The organism is Caulobacter sp. Root1472 (assembly GCF_001426985.1).
Taxonomy (GTDB): Bacteria; Pseudomonadota; Alphaproteobacteria; order Caulobacterales; family Caulobacteraceae; genus Caulobacter; species Caulobacter rhizosphaerae.
The window spans coordinates 41,660-64,848 of record NZ_LMFX01000019.1; the positions used below are offsets into that span (position 1 = coordinate 41,660).

Consider the following 23,189-nt stretch of genomic DNA (forward strand, 5'->3'; position numbering starts at 1 on the left):
CCCCCTACTCCCCCTCCTCCTCGTCGTAACCCACCAGCCGCAAGGCCCGCGCCGGGATGCCCTGCAGCTCGCACCAGCGTTCCAGGGCCTCTTCGCGGCCGTGAGTGATCCACACCTCGCCCGGGCGCAGCTCGTCGAGGGTGGCGGTCAGCTCGTCCCAGTCGGCGTGGTCGGAAATGATCAGCGGCAGCTCCACGCCCCGCTGGCGGGCCCTGGCCCGCACCCTCATCCAACCGCTGGCGAAGCAGTCGACGGGATCGGGAAACCGCCGCGACCAGCGGTCGGCCAGGGCCGAGGGCGGAGCGACGATGATCGCGCCCTCGAAGTCCTTCTTCGTGCCGGTGGTGGCGGGCGCCAGCAGGCCGAGATCGACGCCGTGGCGGCCATAGAGCCGGTTCAGCCGGTCCATCGCGCCGTGCACGTGGATGGTTCGGTCCCAGCCGGCCTCGCGCAGCAGGCGGATCACCCGCTGGGCCTTGCCCAGGGCGTAGGCTCCGACGATGTGCGCGCGCTCGGGAAACTGCTCGACGGACTTCAGGAGAGCGGCCACCTCGCCCCTGTCATCGGGGTGGCGGAAGACCGGCAGGCCGAAGGTCGCCTCGGTCACGAACACGTCGCAGGGCACGGGCTCGAAGGCCGGGCAGGTGGGATCGCGGCGACGCTTGTAGTCGCCGGAGACGACGATGGTCATGCCCTTCCAGCGGATCACCGCCTGGGCGGAGCCCAGCACGTGGCCGGCCGGGACCAGCCCGACCTCGACGCCGTTGTGGGTGAAGGCCTCGCCGTAGGCCACTGGCTGGCGGCGGCCGGCGAAGTCGTCGCCGTAGCGCTCGGCCATGATCGCCAGGGTCTTGGGGGTGGCGGCGACCACGCCGTGTCCGGCCCGGGCGTGGTCGGCGTGGCCATGGGTGATCACCGCCCGGTCCACCGGGCGGACGGGGTCGATATAGAAGTCTCCGGGCGGGCAGTAGAGCCCGTCGGGCTTCGGACAGATCAGGTCCTGCGGCTTCATTGGCTGGATATGGGAACGCGCGCGGCTATAAACCTATCCGCAGGAGCCTTGAATGAACAAAGATCTGAGCGCGGGCGAACAGCATCGGCTGATCGCCAACACCATGAACGAGGGCAGCCCCCAGGCCCGGGCCCTGGGGTTCCAGACCCTGGAGATCGGCGAGGCCGTAGCCATCCTCAAGGTCCCCTACCGGCCCGAAATCGTCGGCGACCCGGAGACCGGGGTAATCGCTGGCGGGGTCGTCACCACCCTGCTCGACCACGCCAGCGGCCAGGCCGTGCACGCGGCGATGACCGAATGGACCTCGATCGCCACCCTCGACCTGCGCATCGACTACATGCGGCCAGCGCAGCCGGGCCGCGACGTCCTGGCGCGCGCCCATTGCTACAAGCTGACGCGCTCCGTGGCCTTCGTGCGGGCCGTCGCCTACGAGGACGATCCCGACGACCCGGTAGCCGCCGCCCAGGCCGCCTTCATGCTGGATTCCAGCGCCGGCAAGAAGCCGGGTGCCAACCTCAAACCGCCACGATCCAAGACGGAGGGCGCGGCATGAGCGACGCCGACAGCCGACTGAGCGCCGTCTTGGGCTCGATCCCCTACGCCCGGTTCATCGGCATGCGCGCCGAGCTGGCCGGCGACGAGATGACCGCCATCCTGCCGTTCTCCGACCGCATCATCGGTAATCCGATGCTGCCGGCTATTCACGGCGGAGTGCTGGGCGCGTTCATGGAGATGACCGCCCTGGCCCAGCTTTCGGTGGCCGAGCCGCTGAAACGCCAGCCGCGCACCATCGACATCTCGATCGAGTACCTGCGCTCGGGCCGTCCGCTGACCACCTTCGCCCGCGCCAGGATCAACAAGGTCGGCCGCCGGATCGCCAATGTCCATGTCGAGGCCTGGCAGGAGCAGCGCGCCGCCCCGATCGCGGCCTTGCGCGGCCATTTCCTGCTGACCTCCGCGGAAGACTGATCCGAACGGAGAACGCCGGTCCCGAAGGTAAAAGTTTCCACTGTAACGGTTTCATTAGACAGCATTACACCTCTGTAATGCCAATTACCGCCGTCAACGTTTCTTAAAAACGCTTCATGAAGCAAAGGTAACGGGTGTTCACCATCCCGCGGGCCTATACCCCTGATCACCGGACGCGGACGGTGCGCCGGACCAACAGGGAACCAAGACAATGACCTTCTCGAACAACGCCTTCTCGGGTTTCGCCAGCATCGTTCTGGCCATGCTGCCCCTCGTCGTGATCGCCGGTTCGCTCGTCACGAGCTTCTGAGTGATCGCCGCGTAGCTCCACCGGGATTGCGACCCTCAGGCGCTCAGCGCCGCGCGGGCCGCCCGGTGGAGAAGGGCGTGACGATGCGCCAATCGATCGATGTCGGCGTCGTATCCGCCGCCGATCACCCCCGCCACGGGGATCCTCCTTTCCAGACACGAGCCCAGGACGAACGCCTCGCGCCGCGCGAGCTCCTCGTCGCTCAGGCCTAGACGCCCCAGCTTGTCGTCCGCGTGCGGATCGACCCCGGCGTTGAAGAACACCAGGTCCGGCGCCACGTGCGCCAGCAGGTCCGGCACGACCTCCATCAACTTCTGCAAATAGGCCTCGTCGCTCGTGCCGTCCGGCAGGTCGATGTCCAGATCGCTGACCGCCTTGCGGGCCGGGAAGTTCTTCTCGGCGTGCATCGAGAAGGTGAAGACGCTGGGATCGCCTTCGAAGATCCGGGCCGTGCCGTCGCCTTGATGGACGTCCAGGTCGACGACCAGAACCTGACCGACCTTTCCTTCCGCCAGCAGCCGGCGGGCCGCCACCGCGACGTCATTGAACACACAGAAGCCCGCTCCGGTGTCGGCCTGGGCGTGATGGCTGCCGCCGGCGGTGTTGCAGGCGATCCCGTGGGCCAGGGCCAGGCGCGCCGCCGCCAGGGTGCCGCCCACGGCCGCCTGGGCGCGCCTGGCCACCGACTCGGTGTTCGGCAGCCCGACCCGTCGCGCCACGTCGGCCGGCAGCGTCAGATCGATCACCCCGCGCACATAGGCCTCGTCATGGACCATCAGCAGGCTGTCCAGATCGATCGGGTCGGGTCGGACGAACCCCGCCGGTCCGGCGACGCCTTCGGCTTCCAGCACGGCGGCCAGCCGCGCGAACTTGTCCATCGGAAAGCGGTGGCCGGCCGGCATCTCGGCGCGGAAGGCGGGGTGGTGGACGATGGGCGGAAACGGCGTGGCCATGACGCAACGATGGGAAAGGCGCCGCCCTGACGCAAGGTCACGTCTTGCCCCGCCCGCCCGGCGCGCCTAACCAACCGCCATGCGCACGCCCGAGAACCTCGCCGAGATCCTGACCCTCGAAGCCATCGAGGTGAACCTGTTCCGCGGCGTCAGCCGCAATGACGGCTTTCCCCGCATCTTTGGCGGCCTGGTCATCGCCCAGGCCCTGACCGCGGCCTACAAGACCGTGCCCGACCGGATCTGCCACTCGCTGCACGCCTATTTCATCCGGCCCGGCGACGTGGACGCCCCGGTGCTCTACGAGGTCGAGCGAGCCCGCGACGGCGGCACCTTCACCACGCGCCGGGTGGCGGCCATCCAGCACGGCGAGCAGATCTTCAACCTGGCCTGCTCGTTCCAGACCCCGGAAGACGGCCTGGAACACCAGATGGGCATGCCCGACGCGCCCGATCCGGAAAGCCTGCCCACAGACGCCGAGTACCTGCGCTCGCTGGGCGAGGAGGCGCCTCCCCGCTTCGTGAAGATGGCCGAACACCCCCGGCCGGTGGACCTGCGCTGGGTCGATCCGCAACATCCGACCCGGCCGACGCCCAAGCCGTCGACCAAGCAGGTGTGGATGCGGGCCCGCGCGCCCATCGGCGATGACATCCGCCTTCAGCAGTGCGCCCTGGCCTACGCCTCGGACATGGCCTTCATGGAAAGCGCCCTGCGCCCGCACGGCCTGATCTGGACGACGCCCGGCCTCCAGGCCGCCAGCCTGGACCACGCCATGTGGTTCCACCACCCCTTCGACTTCAACGACTGGATCCTGTTCGCGCAAGACAGTCCGTCAGCCTCGCAGGGTCGCGGCCTGGTGCGGGGCCAGATGTTCAGCCGCGACGGCAAGCTGGTGGCCTCCGTGGCCCAGGAGTGCTTGATGCGGGTGCGCAAGTAGCGCCGCGCGGCCAGCCCTCTCAGGCTGCGGACCCGCCGGCCGTCATCGTCACCACGCCAGCGTGGGCCAGGCCGCGCAGCAGCGAGCCGACGTGCATGCCGACGTCCAGTTCTCCGGCCAGGGCCATCCGCAGGGCTTCAGCGGCGGGGACCCAGAACGGTTCGATGCGTTCGGTGGGATCATTCTTGGGCGCGGCGACCCGCACGACGTTGCGCGCCAGGACGATATGGGCCCGATTGGCGTGGGTGGAGGCGTTGGGCCGGGCGTCGCCCACCCACACCATGTCACCCGCGCAGCCGGTTTCCTCCAGCAGCTCGCGGGCCGCCGCCGTGCACGGATCAGCGTCCGACGGATCCATGCCGCCGGCGGGCAGCTCGATGGAAAAATCGGCGATGCCATGCCGATACTGCCGCACCAGCAGCAGGTTGTCGTCGGCGTCCAGAGCGACGATCTCGACCCAGTCAGGGTACTCCAGGACGTAGTAGGGAGCGACGGAGACGCCGTCCTCGGTGACGCAATCGTCCGCGCGCACCGCGATCCAACGGTCCTTGTGGACATAGCGCGAGCCGGTCACGCGCCACTTTCCCCCTTGGGCCAACTCGTCCGCCATTTTGCCCTAGACCTCGTCCCCGTCTTCCAGCGGACCTTCGGGCTCCCCGACCATCGCCGGCGGATCGGCCAGGACCAGGCCCTCGGCGATCTTGACCTCGGGCACGGCCGCGCGGGTGAACGGCAGGTACCAGGTCTGGCCGCCCAGGGCCGGGGTGATCTCCAGCAGGTCGTCCGCGCCGAAGTTCTGGACGCTCTTGATCCTGCCGATCAGGTCGTTGGTGACCGCGTGGCGCACGGTCAGGCCGATCAGGTCGGCCAGGTAGAATTCGTCTTCCTCGGGCTCGGGCAGGGCCGAGCGCGGGACGTGGAGGCGCAGGCCACGCAGGGCGTCGGCCGCTTCCTTGGTGTCGATCCCAGCGCAGCGGGCGACGACGCCGTCCTTGGCCACCCGGGCGCTGCTCAGGGTCAGGGCGGGCGAGCCGTCCTGCCGCATCAGCACCTTGAACTTGGTCAGGGTAAGCGGGTCTTCGGTATAGGCCGCGATCCGCACCTCGCCACGCACGCCGAACGCGCCGGCGACGCGGCCGACCAGGATCAGGGTCTGCGAGGGAGACTGGGTCATGGGCGTGACTTGCGGAGCGCGCAAAAGAAAACGCCGCCGCCGAACGGATGTCCGGCGGCGGCGCTTCCGAGGGCCTTAGCCTTCGGTGGTTTCTTCCGAAGCCGGAGCTTCTTCAGCGGCGGCTTCGGCGGCCGGAGCCTCTTCGGCGACGACTTCCGGTTCCGGAGCCGGAGCCGCGGCGGCTTCGGCGGCCGCGGCGGCGGCGGCTTCAGCGGCGGCCTTGGCGTCTTCCTTGGCCTGGGCTTCAGCGGCGGCGCGCTCTTCGTCGCGCTGGGCGCGTTCGGCCAGGCGCTCTTGCGCCTTCTTGCCCGGAGCGCCCTTCTGCGGGTTGTTGCCGTGGGCCCAGGTGGTCAGGCCTTGAGCGGCCAGGAAGCGAGCGACGCGGTCGGTCGGCTGGGCGCCCTTCTTGAGCCACTCCTGGATGGACTCGACCTTCAGGGTCACGCGCGCGGCGTCGTCCTTCTTGAGCAGCGGGTTGTAGGTGCCGACCTTCTCGATGAAGCGGCCGTCGCGGGGCGAATGGCTGTCGGCGACGACGATCGAGTAGTAGGGGCGCTTCTTGGCGCCGCCACGGGCGAGACGGATCTTCAGCATAGTCTTAGTCCTTGGTCTAAAGTTCTATTTCTTGAACGGGTTGAAGCCGGGCAGGCCCAGGCCGGAGAGAGGGTTGGGCTTGTCGCCGCCGCCCCCGAGACCCGGCATGCCGGGCAGCCCCGGAAGGCCTTGGCCTCCCGCTGCATTGGGATCGGGCTGGGCCAGCTTGCCCCCGCCCATGGATTTCAGTCGGCTCATGTCGCCGCCGCCCATCATCTGGGCCATGCGGGCCATGCCCTTGCCACCGTCCTTGCTCATGGCCTTGAACATGTCGGCCATCTGGCGGTGCTGCTTGAGCAGGCGGTTGACCTCGGCCACGTCGACCCCGGCGCCGGCCGCGATGCGGCGCTTGCGCGAGGCCGCCAGGACGTCGGGCTTCTTGCGCTCCAGCTTGGTCATCGAGCTGATGATCGCCTGCTGGCGGCGGAAGATGCTGTCGTCGATGCCGCTCTCGGCGATCTGCTTCTTGACCTTCTGAACGCCCGGCAGCAGGCCCATGATGCCCTGCATGCCGCCCATCTTCTGCATCTGCGACAGCTGGGCCGACAGATCGTTCAGGTCGAACTGGCCCTTGGCCAGCTTCTTGGCCATGCGCTCGGCTTCGGCCACGTCCAGGTCCTGGGCGGCCTTCTCGACCAGGGCGACCACGTCGCCTTGCCCGAGGATCCGGCCGGCCACCCGGCGGGCGTCGAACACATCCAGGGCGTCGATCTTCTCGCCGGCCCCGAGGAACTTGATCGGCAGGCCGGTGACGTGGCGCATCGACAGCGCCGCACCGCCCCGACCGTCGCCGTCGGCGCGGGTCAGGATCAGGCCGGTCAGCGGCAGGCGCTCGTGGAAGGCTTTCGCCGTGCGCACGGCGTCCTGGCCGGTCAGGCTGTCGGCGACCAGAATGGTTTCGGACGGCGTGGCGATGCGGGCGATTTCCGCCGCCTCGCTCATCATCGCCTCGTCCAGGGTCGTGCGGCCGGCGGTGTCGAGGATCAGGACGTCGTAGCCGCCCAGCTTGGCGGCCAGCATGGCGCGCTTGGCGATATCGGCGGCGCTCTGGCCGGCGACGATCGGCAGGCTCTCGACCTCGACCTGCTTGGCCAGCATGGCCAGCTGTTCCATGGCGGCCGGGCGGCGGGTGTCGAGCGAGGCGACCAGCACCTTCTTGCGCTCGATCTTGTTCAGCCGCAGGGCCAGCTTGCCGGTGGTGGTGGTCTTGCCCGAGCCCTGCAGGCCGGCCATCAGGATCACCGACGGCGGGTTCAGGGCCAGGTTCAGGCCGGTGGGGACCTCGCCGCCCAGCATGTCGACCAGGCCGTCATAGACGATCTTGACCACCTGGTCGGCCGGCTTGACCGAACGGATGACCGCCTCGCCCGAGGCGGCTTCCTTGGCCTTGCTGATGAAGTCCTTGACCACTGGCAGGGCGACGTCGGCTTCCAGCAGGGCGACGCGGACCTCGCGCAGCGCCTCGTCGACGTCCTTCTCGGACAGCACGCCGCGACCACCGAGGCGGTCGAAGACCCCTGAAAGTCGCTCTGTAAGGCCGTCGAACATGCGGAACCCACACCAAACCAAAAGACCAAACGCGATCAGCCCCCATGGACGATCACGTCGATGGGGGTCCTCGCCGTCCTCGTCCGGATGGATCCTGCGCTAGCAGGCCGGGGTCGTGACGGTGGAGGCGCTGCTGATGAAGCGCCGGAAGCGCGCGCTTATGCACGAAAGGGGGCGGGGAGTCAAAGTGGGGCGGACTCTTCCGCGCGGGCTTTGGCGGCCACGGCCGGGACATGCTCAACGATCGCGTTGAATTCGTCGCGGCCGATCGGATCGAGATCGTCATAAGCGCGCAGGTGAGCGGGCCACCAGCCGTGACGCATGCCGGCGGCGAAGAGAGCTCGAGCGGTTGCGTTCAGTTCGAAATCGGACGGTCGATCGGTCATCAGCCCCGCAGCTCCAGCCCGTTGCCCTCGGGGTCGGACAGATAGAGCGACGTCGCCTCGCCGGTCGAGCCGTAGCGTTCGCCGACGTCGCCGATCTTCACGCCGTGACTTTCCAGGTGCGCCCGCACCGTGTCGACGTCGAAATCGACCACCCGCAGGCACAGGTGGTCCATGTTGTGGCCGTCCGCGCCCGGCGCCGCCCCGCCCATTTGGCCCAGGCGGCCGGCGACGTCGACCAGGTCGATCAGCTGGGCGCCGGCTCGCAGTTGCACCAAGCCGATGGCGTCCTGCCGGCGCTCGACGGCGCAGCCCAGCACCTCGACATAGAACCGCTCCATCAGGACCGGGTCGCGGGCGCGGATCACCACGTGGTCGATGCCGAGCAGGCGCATGGCGAAGGTCTCCGACGACTATCACGCCGAGGTATTCACGGTCGGCCGGCCCGGCAAGGCCGGCCGACGCGTGTTCGCTTCAGAGCAGCCAACCGCTGGTCGACAGGCCGCTTCCCAACACCAGCACAGCGAAGTCGGAATTGGCGTCGCCGTCTAGGTCGCCCCAAATGACCGAGGCCTGGCTGAACAGCCCGCTCAAGCCGAACGCGCCCAGATCTACGCCGCCCAGAGCGCCGACCGCCGAGAAGATGCTGGCATAGGTGCTGACCATGATCTGGCCCAGGCCGCTGGCGGTGAGGTGCGAGACCAGCGAGAAAGCCTGGTCGCCGTCCAGGGCGCTGTTGGCGTCCAAGGCGCTGAAGTCGAACAGGTCGCCGCGGCCGTAGTCGCTGACGAAGTCGATCGACCGCCCCCCGGTCCCGAACGAGGCGCTGTCGAAGACGAAGATGTCGCCGCCGCCGCCGCCGACCAGGATGTCGAAGTCGGCCCCGCCGTTCAGCCGGTCGGCGCCTGACCCGCCCAGCAGGATGTCCTTGCCGCCGGCCCCGAACAGGCTGTCGGCGCCGCCTTCGCCGCTCAGCACGTTGAAGGCGTCGTTGCCCTCGATCACATTGGCCGCACCGTTGCCCGTGCCCAGGGCGGCGTCGCCGGTCAGCCGCAGGTTTTCCAGGTTGGTCGAGAGGCTGTAGCTGATCGAGCTCCAGACGGTGTCGGTTCCACCGCCAGCCAGTTCGGTCACCGTGTCACGCCAGGTGTCGACGACATAGCGGTCGTCGCCGGCTCCACCGGTCATCCGATCGACGCCCGTCCCGCCGTCCAGCACATCATTGCCCAATCCGCCGATCAGGACGTCGGCCCCGTCGCGGCCTTCCAGCGTGTCATTGCCGGCGTTGCCGGTCAGGGTGTTGGCGGCGGCGTTGCCGATCAGCCGGTCCGAGCCGCTGCCGCCGACGCCGTTCTCGATCGTGGCTCCATAGGCGATGCCGACATTGTCGGTCAGCCGGCCGACCACCGGGTTGGAAGCCAACAGGGCCATGTTGGACGTGTAGGTCGCCAGTGACACGGGAGTGTAGCCCGCCGCCGCTCGGTCGGCGTTGACCTGCTCGAACGATGGCGCGGTGTCGTAGGTCACCCCGCCGATGCTGCTGAGCGAGCCGGGGGTCAAATCGATGACCTGATCAGTGGCGTAGCCCGAGGCGTCCAGGGTGTCGATCCCGCCGGCGTCCCAGATGGCCATGACCGGCGCCGGGGTCTTGGTGAAGTCGTAGGAATCACGCCCGGCGTTGCTGTTGAAGCCGTAGGTCGTGTCGCCCGTGCGGGTGGTCATGTCGGCGCCGTAGATCGCCTGGATGGCGGCGATGTCGTGCACCAGCGGGGTCGAGGCGTAGACCGTGGTCGAGAGGTTGAAGTCGAAGTGCCGCGCCCCCGTCTCGGCGGCCGCGAAATAGGACATGATGCTGTAGGCTCGGCTGTCCTGGTAATACTCGGCGTCGGCCGCATAGGTGATGCTGACGCCGGGGGCGGCGTTGTAGTCGCCCGGATGCTCCAGTCCCAGGGCGTGGCCGCTTTCGTGGGTCAGGGTGTGGATGCCGTAGAGCCCCTCGTCCAGCTGGAAATTGCTGGGCTGGTTGGCGCTGACCCAGACGTCGCCGGCGATCAGATCGGCGTTGTCGGGCGTATAGTCGTGCGGCAGGTAGGCGTAGGCCTGGGTGCCGGGACGGTTGGTGTAGTTCGCGAAGGTGATGTCGGCCTGTTCGGGCGCGGTTTCCACCAGGGTGGGGGCGATCAGGTCATCCCAGCTGGCCATGGCCTCGCGGGCGGCCGCCTTCTGATCCTCGGTGAACGGAGCGAAGCCGAAATATTCGGGCCGGCCGAACAGTTGGCCGTCTTCTTCATAGACGTAAGGTTCGGCGAACATGCTTTCGGCGGTGTGGAAGCCAAAGTTCAGCACACTGACGTCGCCGTCGCGGGGTACGGCGTGCTCGACGTCGCCCGGCGTCCAGCCGGCGCCGCCGCGATTGAGCTGCTCGATCACCTGCTCGATGGTGAACACCGGCTTGTCGCGGATCGTACCGCCCTGGCCGTCCACCGAGGCGTTGACCGGCTCGACCGAAACGTCCAGCGCCGGCGCCACCGCGTCGGTCGCCCCCTGGAACACCGGGAAGTCGATGTCCCTGTGGAGATCCTGGTCCAGGCTTTCGTCGTGGAGGCGCATCGGCTTTTCCGTGGTTGGTGTGGAGGTCGTTCGGTGGCGGTCAGGCCGCGCGGGTCAGGGCGCCGGCCGTGATCGCCACGGCAGGGTCTCAGCGAGCGCGGCGTTCACGGCCGCATCGAATTGGGAGCTGGGATCGGCGCCAAAGGCGGGCGGCGCCATGGCGCGGGGCGCCGCGCCGAACAGCTCGGACGGCGCGGCCGTGGCGCGGAAGACGCGGAGACTGAAGACCAGCAGCGATCCGCCGCGGCTTCCAAGGGATTGAGGCCCCTCGGACTGGATGTTGGCGTGGAACAGCAGGACGGCGGTGTCGGCGGCGATCAGGCCGGGGTCGCCCGGCGCGAGCAGAACGACCGGGATCGGCGCCTTGTCGGCGGCCAGGGCCCGGACCCGGTCGCAGAGCGCGGCCTGGAGTCGGCGGCGATCCGGCGCCCGGTCAGGATCGACCAGGCACTGCACGCCCAGGCGCCGGGCGCCGTCCCAGGCCAGGGCCGGGGTCGAAGCCGTGGCGACGCCGCCGCAGATCATGACCCCGATTGGGGACAGGGCGCAGGCCCATGCCATGAACTGTCGAATTGGCGACATAGATTTCCCGCAAGCCGATCCGTCTTGAGCGTCTTCGGCCCTCTGACCTTCGCGGGGAAACTGCCGTTATGCAAGTCCAAGGTGTATTGTAAAGCTTACATATTTCAAGGCGTGCTCAAGCTTGCGACGGCGCGACCTCAATCGGCCGGCGAGGTGATGGTCGCGCCCGAAGCCTTCAGGCGATCAAGCACGCCGTTGGACGGCAGCAGGAAGGCCAGGTCGACGACGGCGATGGTCACACCGGGCCGGTTCAGCGCCTCGTTCAAGGCGTCGGCCGACTGGCCGATCTGCTGCGCCAGCAGGGCCGGACCGCCAGGCGCGCGCATCACGCAGCGCTGGGCGGCCGAGCTGGAATAGCGGGCCCGTACGCTGGCCAGGTCGCCGTTCGCCCAGTCGGTCCCCATGTCGGTGGGGTGGGCGCCGTCATATTCCAGTTCGGTCAGGGCGTCGCGCAGGCAGGCCAGGTTGGCCTCGTCCGACAGCTTTCCGGCGCTGGCTAGGATGGGACCCAGGCGATACTGGCTCATCGCCTTGACCTTGACACCCTTGGTCTTGGCCATGCGCTCGATCGTGCTGACCGGCTTGGCCTCGGACAGGCCCGCCGCCTGGCGGAAGTCCGACAGCAGGATGAAGCCGGCCACGGCGGGCTTCCAGTCCTTGTAAGGGACGGCCGTGCGGCCGGCCCGTTCGCGGGCGCTGACGAACCGGGCTTTCAGGTCGGCCGGGAGACGTTCCTCCAGGTTCTTGCTGAAGGGGCGGTAGCGCACCCCGCCCCCGCCGGTCAGGAAGAACTTGGTGACCTGCAAGGGCCCGACCGACGCTTCCGGCGGGATCAGGACCAGGCTGGCCTGGTCCATGGCGCGGTTCAGCCGCGGGCTGTCCCACTTCAGCTGATGAGGCAGGGGCGGGGCCGAGCCGATCACATAGAGTTTGGCGCCGCCCTTCTCGACCAGCCAGAGGGCGGGGCCGGGCGGCCGGGCGACCACCTGCAACGCCTCGACCACCGCGCTGCCGGGGTCCTGGGGGAACAGCTCGACGGTCTGAGGCGGCGGAGGGGTCTGGGCCGAAACCGGGACGGTCAGAACTGTCAACGCGAGCGCCGGGCCGATCAGCGCCGATAGGGGTCGAACCATGGCCGTCTCCTGAAGCCTCACCCGGAGAATAGGGGCTCTAGTGCCGTGGCGAAAGCGCGGCGGGCGGCAGGTCGCGCAAGGTCTGAGCCAGCAGCCGCCCCTCGGCGCCCCGGCTGGAACCGGCCCGCCAGGCGACGACGATTTCGCGGCTGGACTGGTCGGAATCCAGCGGCCGGATGGTGACCGGCGCATTATGGGCCAGGCCGGCCGCCACCGCCATCGACGGCAGGAACGACACGCCCAGGCCGGAACCGATCATCTGCACCAAGGTGGGCAGGGAGGTGGCTGCGAAGCTTTCCTCGTCGCCAAAGCCGGCGCCGCGCGGCGGCTCCAGCCCGCAGGCGGCCAGGGCGTGGTCGCGCAGGCAGTGACCGTCCTCAAGCAGGATCATGTCGTCGCCGCGCAGGCTTTCCGGATCGACCCGATCAAAGGCGGCCATGCGGTGGTTGGCCGGGGCGGCGGCCAAGAGCTCGTCGTCCTCGACATGGGCCCAGTCCAGGCCGGTCATATCGTAAGGCAGGGCGATCAGCGCCGCGTCCAGTCCGCCGGATTTCAGCGAGGCGATCAGCCGATGGGTCAGGTCCTCGCGCAGATAGAGCTTCAGCTTCGGAAACTGGTCGCGCAGGGCCGGCAGGGCGCGGGGCAACAGGTAGGGGGCGACGGTCGGGATCACCCCCAGGCGGAACCGGCCGGCCAGGGGCTGGCCCGCCCCGCGCGCGGCCTGCACCAGGTCCTCCGCCTGGGCCAGGATCGCCTCGGCGCGGCGCACGGCTTCCTGGCCGGCAGCGGTCAGGATCACGCCGGACCGGGCGCGGTCGACCACTGGGGAGCCGAGGATCTTTTCCAGCTCCTGGATGCCGGCCGACAAGGTCGGTTGGGTGACGTGGCAGGCCTCGGCCGCCCGGCTGAACGAGCCATGCTCCGAAAGAAGCTTCAGATATTGCAGTTGGCGCAGGGTGGGAAGCATGCCGTGAAGATAGGCGCGATCTATCGGAAATCAAAAGACAATCGACGATATCTCTGCCGCACCCGCGAACATCGAAGGGCGACACCATAGAGACACCCTATCGTCGAGAATGAAACAATCGATTAGCCCTATCGGATTCCCTTGCGTAGAAGGGCCTTCGCAATTCCTGCAGGAGAACTTCATGTCCTTGATCAACACCCAGATCAAACCCTTCACCGCCCAGGCCTACAAGGGCGGCAAGTTCATCGAGGTCAGCGACGCCGACCTGAAGGGCAAGTGGTCCGTCGTGTTCTTCTATCCGGCCGACTTCACCTTCGTCTGCCCGACGGAGTTGGAAGACCTGGCCGACAACTACGCCACGTTCCAGCGCCTGGGCGTCGAGATCTACGCCGTGTCGACCGACACCCACTTCTCGCACAAGGCCTGGCACGACACCTCGCCGGCCATCGGCAAGATCCAGTACACCATGGTCGGCGACCCGTCGGGCCAGATCACCAACAACTTCGGCGTCATGCGCGAAGGCGTGGGCCTGGCCGACCGCGGCACCTTCCTGATCGATCCGGAAGGCGTGATCCAGTTCGTCGAAGTGACCGCCGAGGGCATCGGCCGCAACGCCATCGAACTGCTGCGCAAGATCAAGGCCGCCCAGTACGTCGCGTCCCACCCGGGCGAAGTCTGCCCGGCCAAGTGGGAAGAGGGTGAAAAGACCCTCGCCCCGTCGCTCGACCTGGTCGGCAAGATCTAAGCCTGCCAACGACTTGCCGCGGCCCCAGGGTCGCGGCAGGGCTCGCCGCTGGTTCCTCCGTCCCTTGATGGGCTTGGGAACCGGCGGCTTCGCCCCCTCATTCCAGACATTCCACAAGATCCGGCGCCGCGTCCCTCCCCGCGCGCCTGAAAGTCGGAGCCCGCCATGTTGGACGATGGTCTGAAGACCCAGCTGAAAGCCTATCTGCAGAACCTGCGCCAGCCGATCGAACTGGTCGCCTCGCTGGGCGAGGGCCAGGGCTCCAAGGACATGCTAGCGCTGCTCGAGGACGTGGCCGGGACCTCCGACAAGGTCAGCCTGAACCTGGCCGGCGACGACGCCCGCAGGCCGTCCTTCGCCATCACCCGCGCCGACGGCAGCGCCGATGTCCGCTTCGCCGGCCTGCCCCTGGGTCACGAGTTCACCTCGCTGGTGCTGGCCCTGCTGCACGTCGGCGGCCACCCGCCGAAATTCGACGCCGAGGTGCTGGACCAGGTCCGCGCCCTGGAAGGCGAATTCCGCTTCGAGACCTATTTCTCGCAGAGCTGCCAGAACTGCCCGGACGTGGTCCAGGCCCTCAACACCATGGCGGCCCTGAACCCCAACATCACCCACGTGGCCATCGACGGCGCCCTGTTCCAGGCCGAGGTCGAGGAGCGCCAGGTCATGGCCGTGCCGACCATCCTGCTGAACGGCCAGCCGTTCGGCCAGGGCCGGATGAGCCTGGAGCAGATCCTGGCCAAGCTGGACACCGGCGCGGTGGCCCGCGAAGCCGAGAAGCTCAAGACCAAGGACGCCTTCGACGTCCTGGTGGTCGGCGGCGGGCCGGCTGGGGCCGCGGCGGCGATCTACGCCGCCCGCAAGGGCATCCGCACCGGCGTGGCCGCCGAGCGCTTCGGCGGCCAGGTGCTGGACACCATGGCCATCGAGAACTTCATCTCGGTGTCGCACACCGAAGGCCCCAAACTGGCCTCGGCGCTGGAGCAGCACGTCAAGGACTATGACGTCGACATCATGAACCTGCAGAAGGCGGTCGGCCTGGTCCCCGCCAAGACGCCGGGCGGCCTGATCGAGGTCAAGCTCGAGAACGGCGCCAGCCTGAAGTCGCGCAGCGTGATCCTGGCCACCGGCGCCCGCTGGCGGAACATCAACGTGCCCGGCGAGGCCGAGTACAAGAACAAGGGCGTGGCCTATTGCCCCCATTGCGACGGCCCGCTGTTCAAGGGCAAGCGCGTGGCGGTGATCGGCGGCGGCAACAGCGGCGTCGAGGCGGCCATCGACCTGGCCGGCATCGTCGCCCACGTGACCCTGATCGAGTTCGACAGCCAGTTGCGCGCCGACGCGGTGTTGCAGCGCAAGCTGGCCAGCCTGCCGAACGTGCGCATCGTCACCTCGGCCCTGACCACCGAGGTGCTTGGCGACGGAAGCAAGGTCACCGGCCTGACCTACAAGGACCGCAACCACGACCAGGTGCACACGGTCGACCTGGAAGGCGTGTTCGTGCAGATCGGCCTGGTGCCCAACACCGAGTGGCTGAAGGACAGCGTGGCCCTTACCCAGCGCGGCGAGATCGAGGTCGACCATCGCGGCGAGACCTCGCTGCCCGGCGTGTTCGCCGCCGGCGACGCGACGACCACGCCCTACAAGCAGATCATCATCGCCATGGGCGAAGGCTCGAAGGCGGCTCTGTCAGCCTTCGACTACATGATCCGCCTGGAGCCGGCCGTTCCCGCCGAGCAAGAGGCCGCCTGACGCGTCTCCCCGACGAGCGAAGCGTCTCGATCGGACCTCCACGAAGCCGCCGCGACCGCCTCGGGGCCGTCGCGGCGGCTTTCTTGCGGCGGCTTGGCGTCTTGGGAGATGTGACGATGCGCCTCTCGCCGAACGCGCGATCTTCACCTCGACAGCAATCTTGAGCGCGGGCTATCCTGTTAACGAATGGGCAAATGATTCTGCGCGGCTGAGGGGCCGAATCGGCGCGATGGGCGTCGAGCCGCGGATCGTTAGAGGGTGGGCAAGATGAGGCTGCTGTCGAAGGGCGATCGCAACACCAAGGGCGGCGTCAAGCCCGTGATGCTGGCCGCCGAGAACGATCGTCCCGAAACCGACGGCGGCGTCGACCGTCTGGTCGAGGCCACCCAGGCTATCGGCGTCCGCTACGAGACCATCCATGGCGGACTGGACAGCATCAGCCGCGTTGTCGAGCACCTGCGGGCCATCGAGCCGCTGCTCTCCGAGATCCGCGGCCCGGTCGCCGAGGAGTTCGAGGCCCGCCGGGCCGAGCACGCCGAACTGATCGCCCTGCGCGCCGCCCACGACCAGGCCGCCCGGCAGCTGGCCGCCGCCCAGGCCGAGGAGCGCGAGCTTTCGGCTAGCCTGGCGACGGCTGACGCCGCCCTGACCGAATCCGAAGCCCGCCGGCAGTCCCTCGACGTCGCGCTCGAAGACAGCGCGCTGGAGATCGACCGCCTGCGCAACGGCCTGCAGCAGTCCGAACTCAAGGTCGGCGGCTTGGAGGCGGCGCTGCGCGACGCCACCGCCCGCGCCGAACACCTGGCCCAGGACGTCGAGACCCTGCGGATCCAGACCCAGCACATCGACGCCCGCCGCGGCGAGTCCGAAGCCGCCCTGGCCGCCGCCAAGCAGCAGTCGGCCCTGCAGGCCGAAGAGCTGGGCACGGTGAAAAAGCGCCTGGAACAGGCTGGCGCCGACGTCGCCCGCCTGTCGCGCATCGAGACCGAGCTGGAAGCCCAGGTCGCCGCCGAGCGCGCCCGCGTGCTGGCGACCGAGAACGCCCTGACCACCGTCCAGGCCGACACCGCCCGCACGATCCGCGGCCTGGAAGCCCAGGTGGAAGCCGGCCGCGCCGAGGCCCTGGCCCTGCAGACCCGGCTGGAGACCGCCACGGGCCGCGCCGACAAACTGGAAGAGATGAACGGCCAGATCTCGGCCCGCCTCAACGAAAGCAGTGCGCAGCAGCAGGCCGTCGAGCGCCGGGCCGGCGACCTCAACGTCGCTCTGGAACGCGCTCTGGAACGGGTCCGCAACCTCGAGGACGAGGTCGAGGACCTGCGCGGCCGCCACGCCGGCGTCGACACCGCCCGGGCCGCCGCGATCGAGCGCGCCGACCAGCTGGCCAAGACGGTCGTGGCCCACGAGAAGGCGCTCAAGCGCGGCGAGGAACGCGCCGCCCAGCTGCGCACCCGCTTCGAGGCCCTGCAGGCCTCCGAAGACGAGACCCGCCGCGCCCACGACGACAAGATCGCCGAGCTCCAGGCCGAGATCGAGCGTATCCGCTCGGAAGCCGCCCTGGCCGAGGGCGCCCTGGAATCGGCCCGCCGCGACCGCTCGCGCCTGCAGATGGCCCTGTTGGGCGCCACCAGCGACGACATGCAGGCCACCGGCTAGCCCTCAGACCTTCAGATCGGCCGGCCGATCGAGGCGATCCACTACCCTTCAAACCCCGGGCCTCGCGCCCGGGGTTTTTGCTTGGACCAAGCGCATGAACTCTACCTAAAAGATCATATATTGACGTTTCATCCATAGAGTGATCACCCTTGCGGCAGGGCTTGGATGATCGACGCGGGCGACGCCGCGACTCCTGGCCGGCAGGGCGGAGGGCGCGATGAAGATCTCGAAACCAGGATGGAAGATCGGCTGGCGGGCGCTGACCGCGGCCCTGGTGTGCTTGGCGGGCGGCGGCGGACTGTTCGCCGCCCAGGCGATCGACGCCGCCGCGCCAGCCAAGCCGGCCTATCTAGCCGCCTTCCCAAACTTCGCCCCCAGACTGACGCCGCAGATGCCGGGCGACGTCGACATCGCCTTGAAGACCCAGCTGGAGAGGGCCCAGAAGTTCTCCGAGGTGCAGCGCGAGTTCGATCTCTATTCCTGGCAGATGTTCCTGGCCCTGAACTGGCCGACCAATAGCCAGGGCCAGGCCGCGCCCAAGCTGACCGACACCCGCTTCGGGCCGCCGCACTGGACGCTGTGGCATAATTCCAGCGCGATCTTCCAGACCGACGGCGCCCAACCCGCCGCCTGCGGCGTGACGCCCAAGGCCCGGACCCTGGTCCTGTTCCGGGGCGACCTGGCCAAGCCGGTCAGCAAGGGGCTGGCGCCATTCTCGACCCAGGCCGTCGCCAATGCCGATCCCCGCTCCACCCGCTTCCTGGGCGTGCTGTCGGCGGTAGGCGAGCTGAACGCGGCCAATCTCGGCGACGACATCGACCAAGCCTTCTCCGGCCCGATGCTCGATCAGAACGGCGAGTTCGTCTATTACGAGATCATGATCGACCCCAACGAGGTCGGCTATCTCTGTGACAACAGCCTCTACAACATCAATGGCCAGGTGGCCTTCACCAAGGCCGGCGGCAAGGTGGCCATGCCGATCGGCACGCCCGACCAGGACTGGAGCGGGTCGTTCGAGCTGAAGTTCGCCTGGCGGATCCTCAAGCCGGGCAAGGACGACTTCAGCCGCTTCCACACCAGCCCGGCGGTGGTCATGGATCCGGGGCCCGACGGCAAGCCGCTGGAGCGCAAGGTGACGGTCGGCCTGGTGGGCATGCACATCGGCCACAAGACCAAGACCTCGCCACAGTGGATATGGTCCACCTTCGAGCAGGTCGACAACCTGGACGTCGACGCGGTGGCTCACCCCAAGCTGAGCCCGTCGTTCGTCGATCCGAACTGCCCGATGTGCGCCGTCAACCAGCTGCCGCAGAAGGTCAAGGGCGTCTATCCGCGCATCCCGACCCAGGCCTGGCGCGGCGTTCCGATCCCCGGCGACAAGGTCGCCCTGAACCGCCAGGCTCAGGCGGCGCTGAAGGCCCAGGGCTCGGTCTGGCAGTACTACCAGCTGATCGACACCCAGTGGCCGACCGACCCGACGGCGCCGCCCGCACCGTGGAACGGCGGCCTGCCAAACGCGATCGGCAACAAGCCGGGCGGGAATCCCACGCCGGTGTTCCTGACCAACATCACCATGGAAACCTACTTCCAGAAGGGCAACCAGGTCGCCTGCAACGGCGAGGAGCTGCCCGGCGGCCAGGACTGCCCCGCCTCGGGCCCCGCCCAGCCGCCGGTCTGGAACTCGGCGCTCAACAGCCTGGGCAAGCCTGTGACGTCGGGGATCAACACCCTGACCTTCCAGACCGAAAGCTGCATGGGCTGTCACTCGTCGGCGGGGGTCTGGACGGCCTATGACCCCAAGAGCGGCAAGGGCAAGCAGTCGGGCCAGCTGACGGCCGACTTCTCCTGGTTGCTCAGCCAGAAGGCCAGTTACGAGAAGTAGGCGGCGGCTACGGGGCCTTACCCGTCTCGACATAGACCTTCAGACGGTCGAACTGCTCGCCCAGAACCTGGTCGACGACCGGCGCGATCTTGTCGAGCCCGCCGGTCATGTAGCCGCCGACGTCATAGGTCTGGGTCAGGGTGGTCTTGCCGTCCTTCTCGGCCAGGGTCCAACCCAGATGGCCGGTCGCGCCGGACATCTGCAGCGGTCCCAGGGCGCCCGACAGCCGCAGGCCCTGGCCGGGCTGGGCGTAGACCACAGTCATGTGCATCACCGAGCCGCCGTTCGGCAGCTTCTCGCAAAAGCAGCCGCCCGCCATCGGGGCCAGGGACAGGCTGGCCGCCGAGCCGGACCAGGTGTGGTCCTTGTTCCACCATTGCGACGGCTGGGAGAGCGCCGCATAGACCTTGTCGGCGGGCGCGCTCAGCACCGCCGTGCGCTTGACCTGGAAGCCGTTGGGCTGGGCGTCGACGACCTCAGCCCTGACTTCGGGCGCGAGCGCGGCGGTGGCCAGGGCCAGCGCGGCGGCGGTGATCAGCAGGTGTTTCATGAGGTCGGCCCTCCCGTTTGGAGGAAGGGTGGTCTTCCTAAGGTCAGCGTCAAGCCCGCGCTTGCCCCCACCTGACCGCTGCGCGGTCTGTCCGCCCCCATAGGGGGCGGAGCGCTTGGGCTTAAGGCTCTTCCCCCTCTGGGGGAAGACGGCCGAAGGCCAGTAGGGGGCAAGTGTTCGCCGCCTGGACTTAAGCCGCCTCGAATCGCAGCGGGCCGCCCCAGAAGCTCTCGACCAGCCCGTTCTGCGGGCCGGGCGCGCCCGTGGTCAGGAACTGGCGCGTGCCGCCGGTCCCGGGGTCGAGCTCCGGATGGCGTTGCAGATAGAGCTCCAACGCGTCGGCGGTCGCGGCCGGCTGGTGGATGACGGGCGTGCCGGCCGGCAGGGCGGCGCGGAAGATGTCGGCGATGATCTCGTAGTGGGTGCAGCCCAGCACGGCCCGGTCGGGATAGCGGCCGATGCGGGTCTTCAGCGCCTGGACATAGCCCTCGACGGCCTTGGCCAGATCCACGGCGCCGGCGTCGGCCTCGATCATCGGCACCAGGTCCGGGCAGGCCTGCGAGAACACCGCGATGTCCTGCTTGCGCTTGTCGATCTCGATCTCGTAGACGCGCGAATTGGTCGTGCCCTGGGTCGAGAACACGCCCAGCACGTCCAGCTGTTCGACCTTGTCGCCGCGCCGCTCGGCCTCGTGCTCCCAGGGCAGGCCGGTGGCCGCCTCGATGGTCGGGACGATGATGCCCAACACGTTTATGGGGCGGCCGAGCTGCTTGCGATAACCAGGCAACCAGGTCTGCTGCAGGCGGCGCAGGGCGATGGCCGAGGCGGTGTTGCAGGCCAGGACCACCAGGCTGGCGCCGGCGTCGAACAGGCGCTCGCAGCCGGCCCGGGTCAGGGCGACGACCTCCTCGCCCGGCCGGCCGCCGTAGGGGGCGTTGGCCTGGTCGGCGAGATAGACGAAGTCCGCCTGGGGCAGACGGTTCACGAGGGCGCGGTGGACCGTGAGGCCGCCCACGCCGGAGTCGAAGACGCCGATGGACATGGGTTTGGCTTACCGCGCTCTTGCCGAACCGTCCACGCGCCGCCCTTGAGATTTTCGCGCAGGCTAGGTGCAGCAGCCGGATTTTGCGCAAGAACGCGCCTGCCGAATCCGGCTCACGCGGGAATTCTGTCGCAGAATTCACGATTGACGGGACGAATTGCGCACAAAAGCGCTTACTTCCCAGCCGTGCGGCGCTCTAGGGTCCAGGTTCGTTCCCTTGGAGACCGCCGTGAAGCGCCGTTCCTTCCTCGCCGCCGCCAGCGCGGCCGCCCTGACGCCCATGATCACCAAAGCCGCCACGCCCGCCTCCCCACCGTCCAACCCCCTGCTGGCTCCATGGACCGGCCCGCACGGCGGCTTGCCGCCACTGGACAAGGTCAGGCCCGAACTGTTCGCCTCGGCCTTCGAGGCGGCGATGGCGCAGCAGCGGCAGGAGATCTTCGCCCTGACCGCCAAGCGCATGGCGCCGACCTTCGAGGGGATCATGGCGGCTTTCCAGGACTCCGGACGGACCTTGAACCGGGTCAGCGCGCTGTTTGGGGTGTTCACCTCGACCATGAACGACGCGCAGATGCAGAAGGTCGAGGCCGAGACCACGCCGAAGCTGGCGGCGTTCGGGGACGAGATCATCCAGAACGAGCAGCTATTTTCCCGCATCAAGGCGGTCTACGACGCTCGCGAGACCTCGAACCTCACGCCCGAGCAGAAGCGCCTGACCTGGGTGGTCTACAACAGCTTCGCCCGTCAGGGCGCGGCGCTGGACGCGACGAAGAAAGCCCGGCTCGGCCAGATCAACCAGGCCCTGGCCAGCCTCTACACCAAGTTCAGCCAGAACGAGCTGGCCGACGAGGAAGGCTACACCTTGGAACTGGCCGAGGGCGACCTGGCCGGCCTGCCGGACTCAGTGAAGGCCGGGGCGGCGGCCGCCGCCGAGGAGAAGGGCCTCAAAGGCAAGTGGCTGATCACCAACACCCGCTCGTCGATGGAGCCGTTCCTGGTCTATTCCGATCGCCGCGACCTGCGCGAGAAGGGCTGGCGGATGTGGGTGTCGCGCGGCGACAACAACGACATCCACGACAACAAGGCGGTGATCACCGACATCCTGAAGCTGCGGGCCGAGAAGGCCCAGCTGCTGGGCTTCGAAACCTACGCCCACTGGATCACCGACGACCAGATGGCCAAGACCCCCGACGCGGCCATGGACCTGATGATGCAGGTCTGGAAGCCCGCCGTGGCCCGCGTCCACGAGGAGGTGGCCGACATGCAGAAGGTCGCCGACGCCGAAGGCGCGACCTTCAAGATCGCGCCCTGGGACTATCGCCACTACGCCGAGAAGGTGCGCAAGGCGCGCTATGACCTCGACCAGAACGTGGTCAAGCCCTACCTGCAATTGGAGAAACTGCGCGAGGCCATCCACTGGGCGGCCGGCCAGCTGTACGGCTTCACCTTCACCCAGATCACCGACGTGCCGGTCTGCCATCCGGACGTGCGGGTCTGGGAGGTGACCAAGGGCGCTCAGCGTGTCGGCCTGTGGTACTTCGACCCCTATGCCCGGGCCGGCAAGCAGTCGGGCGCCTGGATGAGCGAGTACCGCACCCAGGAGAAGTTCAAGGGCGTGATCACGCCGATCGTCTCCAACAACTGCAACTTCGTGAAGGGTAAGCCCGGCGAGCCGGTGCTGATCTCGTGGGACGACGCCACGACCATGTTCCACGAGTTCGGTCACGCTCTGCACGGTCTGAACTCGGACGTGACCTATCCGACTTTGGCCGGCACCAACGTGGCCCGCGACTTCGTCGAGTTCCCCAGCCAGCTGAACGAACACTGGCTGCCGACCAAGCCGGTGCTCAGCCAGTTCGCCGTCCACTACCAGACCGGCAAGCCGATCCCTGACGAGCTGGTGGCCAAGATCGAGAAGGCCAAGACCTTCAACCAGGGCTTCTCGACGGTCGAGTACCTGGCCTCGGCGATCTACGACATGAAGATCCACCTGGCCGCCAAGGGCCAGGCCATCGATCCGGCTGAATTCGAAAAGACGGCCCTGACCGAGATCGGCCTGCCGTCCGAGATCGTCATGCGCCACCGACCCACCCAGTTCGGCCACATCTTCTCCGGAGACGGCTATTCGGCTGGCTACTACAACTACATCTGGGCCGACACCCTGACCGCCGACGCCGCCGAGACCTTCGAGGAGGCGCCGGGCGGCTTCTACGACAAGGGCGTGGCCAAGCGCCTGCACGACGACATCATGAGCGTGGGCAATACGATCGACGCGGGCGAGGCCTTCCGCCGGTTCCGCGGCCGCGACGTCAAGATCGGCGCCCTGATGCGCAACCGCGGCTTCCCGGTCCCGCCGGGCGCCTAGGCGGCGCAACGATTGGGGACAGGCGCAT

The 23,189-nt window shown here is 68.3% G+C and carries 22 protein-coding genes; 8 read left to right on the forward strand and 14 right to left on the reverse strand.

The genetic code is table 11. The annotated features are described in order from the left end of the window. Positions 1 to 4 precede the first annotated feature (4 nt). A complete protein-coding gene (locus ASD47_RS13935) occupies positions 5 to 1,012 on the reverse strand; it encodes a ligase-associated DNA damage response exonuclease (RefSeq protein WP_056757510.1) in 1,008 nt (335 codons plus the stop codon). A 64-nt stretch (positions 1,013 to 1,076) separates the two neighbouring features. On the opposite strand from ASD47_RS13935, the gene ASD47_RS13940 reads away from it, so the two are divergent. Next, complete coding sequence (locus ASD47_RS13940; RefSeq protein ID WP_156402248.1) at positions 1,077 to 1,565, forward strand: PaaI family thioesterase; 489 nt, start codon at positions 1,077 to 1,079, stop codon at positions 1,563 to 1,565. Further along, positions 1,562 to 1,981 (forward strand): PaaI family thioesterase, encoded by a 420-nt coding sequence (locus ASD47_RS13945; RefSeq protein ID WP_056757514.1) that lies wholly within the window; start codon positions 1,562 to 1,564, stop codon positions 1,979 to 1,981. Before ASD47_RS13940 ends, ASD47_RS13945 begins: the two co-directional genes overlap by 4 nt. Positions 1,982 to 2,326: 345 nt before the next feature. Here ASD47_RS13945 and ASD47_RS13950 read toward each other — a convergent pair whose 3' ends face one another. Further along, positions 2,327 to 3,244, reverse strand: a complete 918-nt coding sequence (locus ASD47_RS13950; protein ID WP_056757517.1) for a histone deacetylase — start codon at positions 3,242 to 3,244, stop codon at positions 2,327 to 2,329. 79 nt (positions 3,245 to 3,323) lie between these two features. On the opposite strand from ASD47_RS13950, the gene ASD47_RS13955 reads away from it, so the two are divergent. Then, positions 3,324 to 4,178 (forward strand): acyl-CoA thioesterase II, encoded by an 855-nt coding sequence (locus ASD47_RS13955; RefSeq protein ID WP_056757520.1) that lies wholly within the window; start codon positions 3,324 to 3,326, stop codon positions 4,176 to 4,178. Between the two features lie 19 nt (positions 4,179 to 4,197). Here the strand turns inward: ASD47_RS13955 and ASD47_RS13960 are convergent, their stop codons facing one another. From ASD47_RS13960 to ASD47_RS14005, 10 genes are all read right to left on the reverse strand, one after another. Continuing rightward, positions 4,198 to 4,788 carry an NUDIX hydrolase gene (locus ASD47_RS13960; protein WP_056757523.1) on the reverse strand — a complete coding sequence of 197 codons (591 nt, stop codon included), beginning with the start codon at positions 4,786 to 4,788 and terminating at the stop codon, positions 4,198 to 4,200. Between the two features lie 6 nt (positions 4,789 to 4,794). Then, entirely contained in the window at positions 4,795 to 5,352 is a 558-nt protein-coding gene (rimM, locus tag ASD47_RS13965; protein ID WP_056757527.1) for a ribosome maturation factor RimM, read from the reverse strand. 75 nt (positions 5,353 to 5,427) lie between these two features. Next, complete coding sequence (gene rpsP / locus ASD47_RS13970) at positions 5,428 to 5,946, reverse strand: 30S ribosomal protein S16 (protein ID WP_056757530.1); 519 nt, start codon at positions 5,944 to 5,946, stop codon at positions 5,428 to 5,430. 24 nt (positions 5,947 to 5,970) lie between these two features. Continuing rightward, complete coding sequence (ffh, locus tag ASD47_RS13975; protein ID WP_056757532.1) at positions 5,971 to 7,494, reverse strand: signal recognition particle protein; 1,524 nt, start codon at positions 7,492 to 7,494, stop codon at positions 5,971 to 5,973. Positions 7,495 to 7,676: 182 nt separating this feature from the next. After that, a complete protein-coding gene (locus ASD47_RS13980) occupies positions 7,677 to 7,880 on the reverse strand; it encodes a hypothetical protein (RefSeq protein WP_056757535.1) in 204 nt (67 codons plus the stop codon). Next, positions 7,880 to 8,272 (reverse strand): VOC family protein, encoded by a 393-nt coding sequence (locus ASD47_RS13985; protein WP_056757537.1) that lies wholly within the window; start codon positions 8,270 to 8,272, stop codon positions 7,880 to 7,882. The genes ASD47_RS13980 and ASD47_RS13985 overlap by 1 nt, the downstream gene beginning before the upstream one ends. A gap of 79 nt (positions 8,273 to 8,351) precedes the next feature. Beyond that, positions 8,352 to 10,487: a M10 family metallopeptidase C-terminal domain-containing protein gene (locus tag ASD47_RS13990; protein WP_056757540.1), complete on the reverse strand. Its 2,136-nt coding sequence runs from the start codon at positions 10,485 to 10,487 to the stop codon at positions 8,352 to 8,354. Positions 10,488 to 10,541: 54 nt separating this feature from the next. Then, positions 10,542 to 11,048 carry a hypothetical protein gene (locus tag ASD47_RS13995; protein ID WP_056757543.1) on the reverse strand — a complete coding sequence of 169 codons (507 nt, stop codon included), beginning with the start codon at positions 11,046 to 11,048 and terminating at the stop codon, positions 10,542 to 10,544. 158 nt (positions 11,049 to 11,206) lie between these two features. Next, entirely contained in the window at positions 11,207 to 12,202 is a 996-nt protein-coding gene (locus tag ASD47_RS14000; RefSeq protein ID WP_056757546.1) for a TraB/GumN family protein, read from the reverse strand. A 37-nt stretch (positions 12,203 to 12,239) separates the two neighbouring features. Next, the gene (locus ASD47_RS14005) at positions 12,240 to 13,169 is read right to left on the reverse strand and encodes a hydrogen peroxide-inducible genes activator (RefSeq protein ID WP_056757550.1); all 930 of its coding nucleotides are present in this window, start codon (positions 13,167 to 13,169) and stop codon (positions 12,240 to 12,242) included. 181 nt (positions 13,170 to 13,350) lie between these two features. Here ASD47_RS14005 and ahpC point away from each other — a divergent pair, with 181 nt between their 5' ends. The 4 genes from ahpC (at position 13,351) to ASD47_RS14025 (ending at position 19,204) form a co-directional block, all read left to right on the forward strand. After that, entirely contained in the window at positions 13,351 to 13,914 is a 564-nt protein-coding gene (gene ahpC, locus ASD47_RS14010) for an alkyl hydroperoxide reductase subunit C (RefSeq protein ID WP_056757554.1), read from the forward strand. A gap of 165 nt (positions 13,915 to 14,079) precedes the next feature. Continuing rightward, a complete protein-coding gene (gene ahpF, locus ASD47_RS14015) occupies positions 14,080 to 15,666 on the forward strand; it encodes an alkyl hydroperoxide reductase subunit F (RefSeq protein WP_056757557.1) in 1,587 nt (528 codons plus the stop codon). Between the two features lie 267 nt (positions 15,667 to 15,933). Then, positions 15,934 to 17,322 carry a hypothetical protein gene (locus ASD47_RS14020; protein ID WP_056757590.1) on the forward strand — a complete coding sequence of 463 codons (1,389 nt, stop codon included), beginning with the start codon at positions 15,934 to 15,936 and terminating at the stop codon, positions 17,320 to 17,322. 217 nt (positions 17,323 to 17,539) lie between these two features. Continuing rightward, positions 17,540 to 19,204 carry a hypothetical protein gene (locus ASD47_RS14025; protein WP_056757560.1) on the forward strand — a complete coding sequence of 555 codons (1,665 nt, stop codon included), beginning with the start codon at positions 17,540 to 17,542 and terminating at the stop codon, positions 19,202 to 19,204. Between the two features lie 7 nt (positions 19,205 to 19,211). On the opposite strand, the gene ASD47_RS14030 is transcribed toward ASD47_RS14025, so the two are convergent. Both ASD47_RS14030 and ASD47_RS14035 read right to left on the reverse strand, forming a co-directional pair. Next, on the reverse strand, positions 19,212 to 19,754 hold the full coding sequence (locus ASD47_RS14030) for an SRPBCC family protein (protein ID WP_056757563.1): 543 nt from the start codon (positions 19,752 to 19,754) through the stop codon (positions 19,212 to 19,214). 190 nt (positions 19,755 to 19,944) lie between these two features. Beyond that, complete coding sequence (locus tag ASD47_RS14035; RefSeq protein ID WP_056757564.1) at positions 19,945 to 20,796, reverse strand: glutamate racemase; 852 nt, start codon at positions 20,794 to 20,796, stop codon at positions 19,945 to 19,947. Positions 20,797 to 21,025: 229 nt separating this feature from the next. Between ASD47_RS14035 and ASD47_RS14040 the strand changes: the two genes are divergently transcribed. After that, the gene (locus ASD47_RS14040) at positions 21,026 to 23,161 is read left to right on the forward strand and encodes a M3 family metallopeptidase (RefSeq protein ID WP_056757568.1); all 2,136 of its coding nucleotides are present in this window, start codon (positions 21,026 to 21,028) and stop codon (positions 23,159 to 23,161) included. The last annotated feature ends 28 nt before the right edge of the window (positions 23,162 to 23,189 follow it).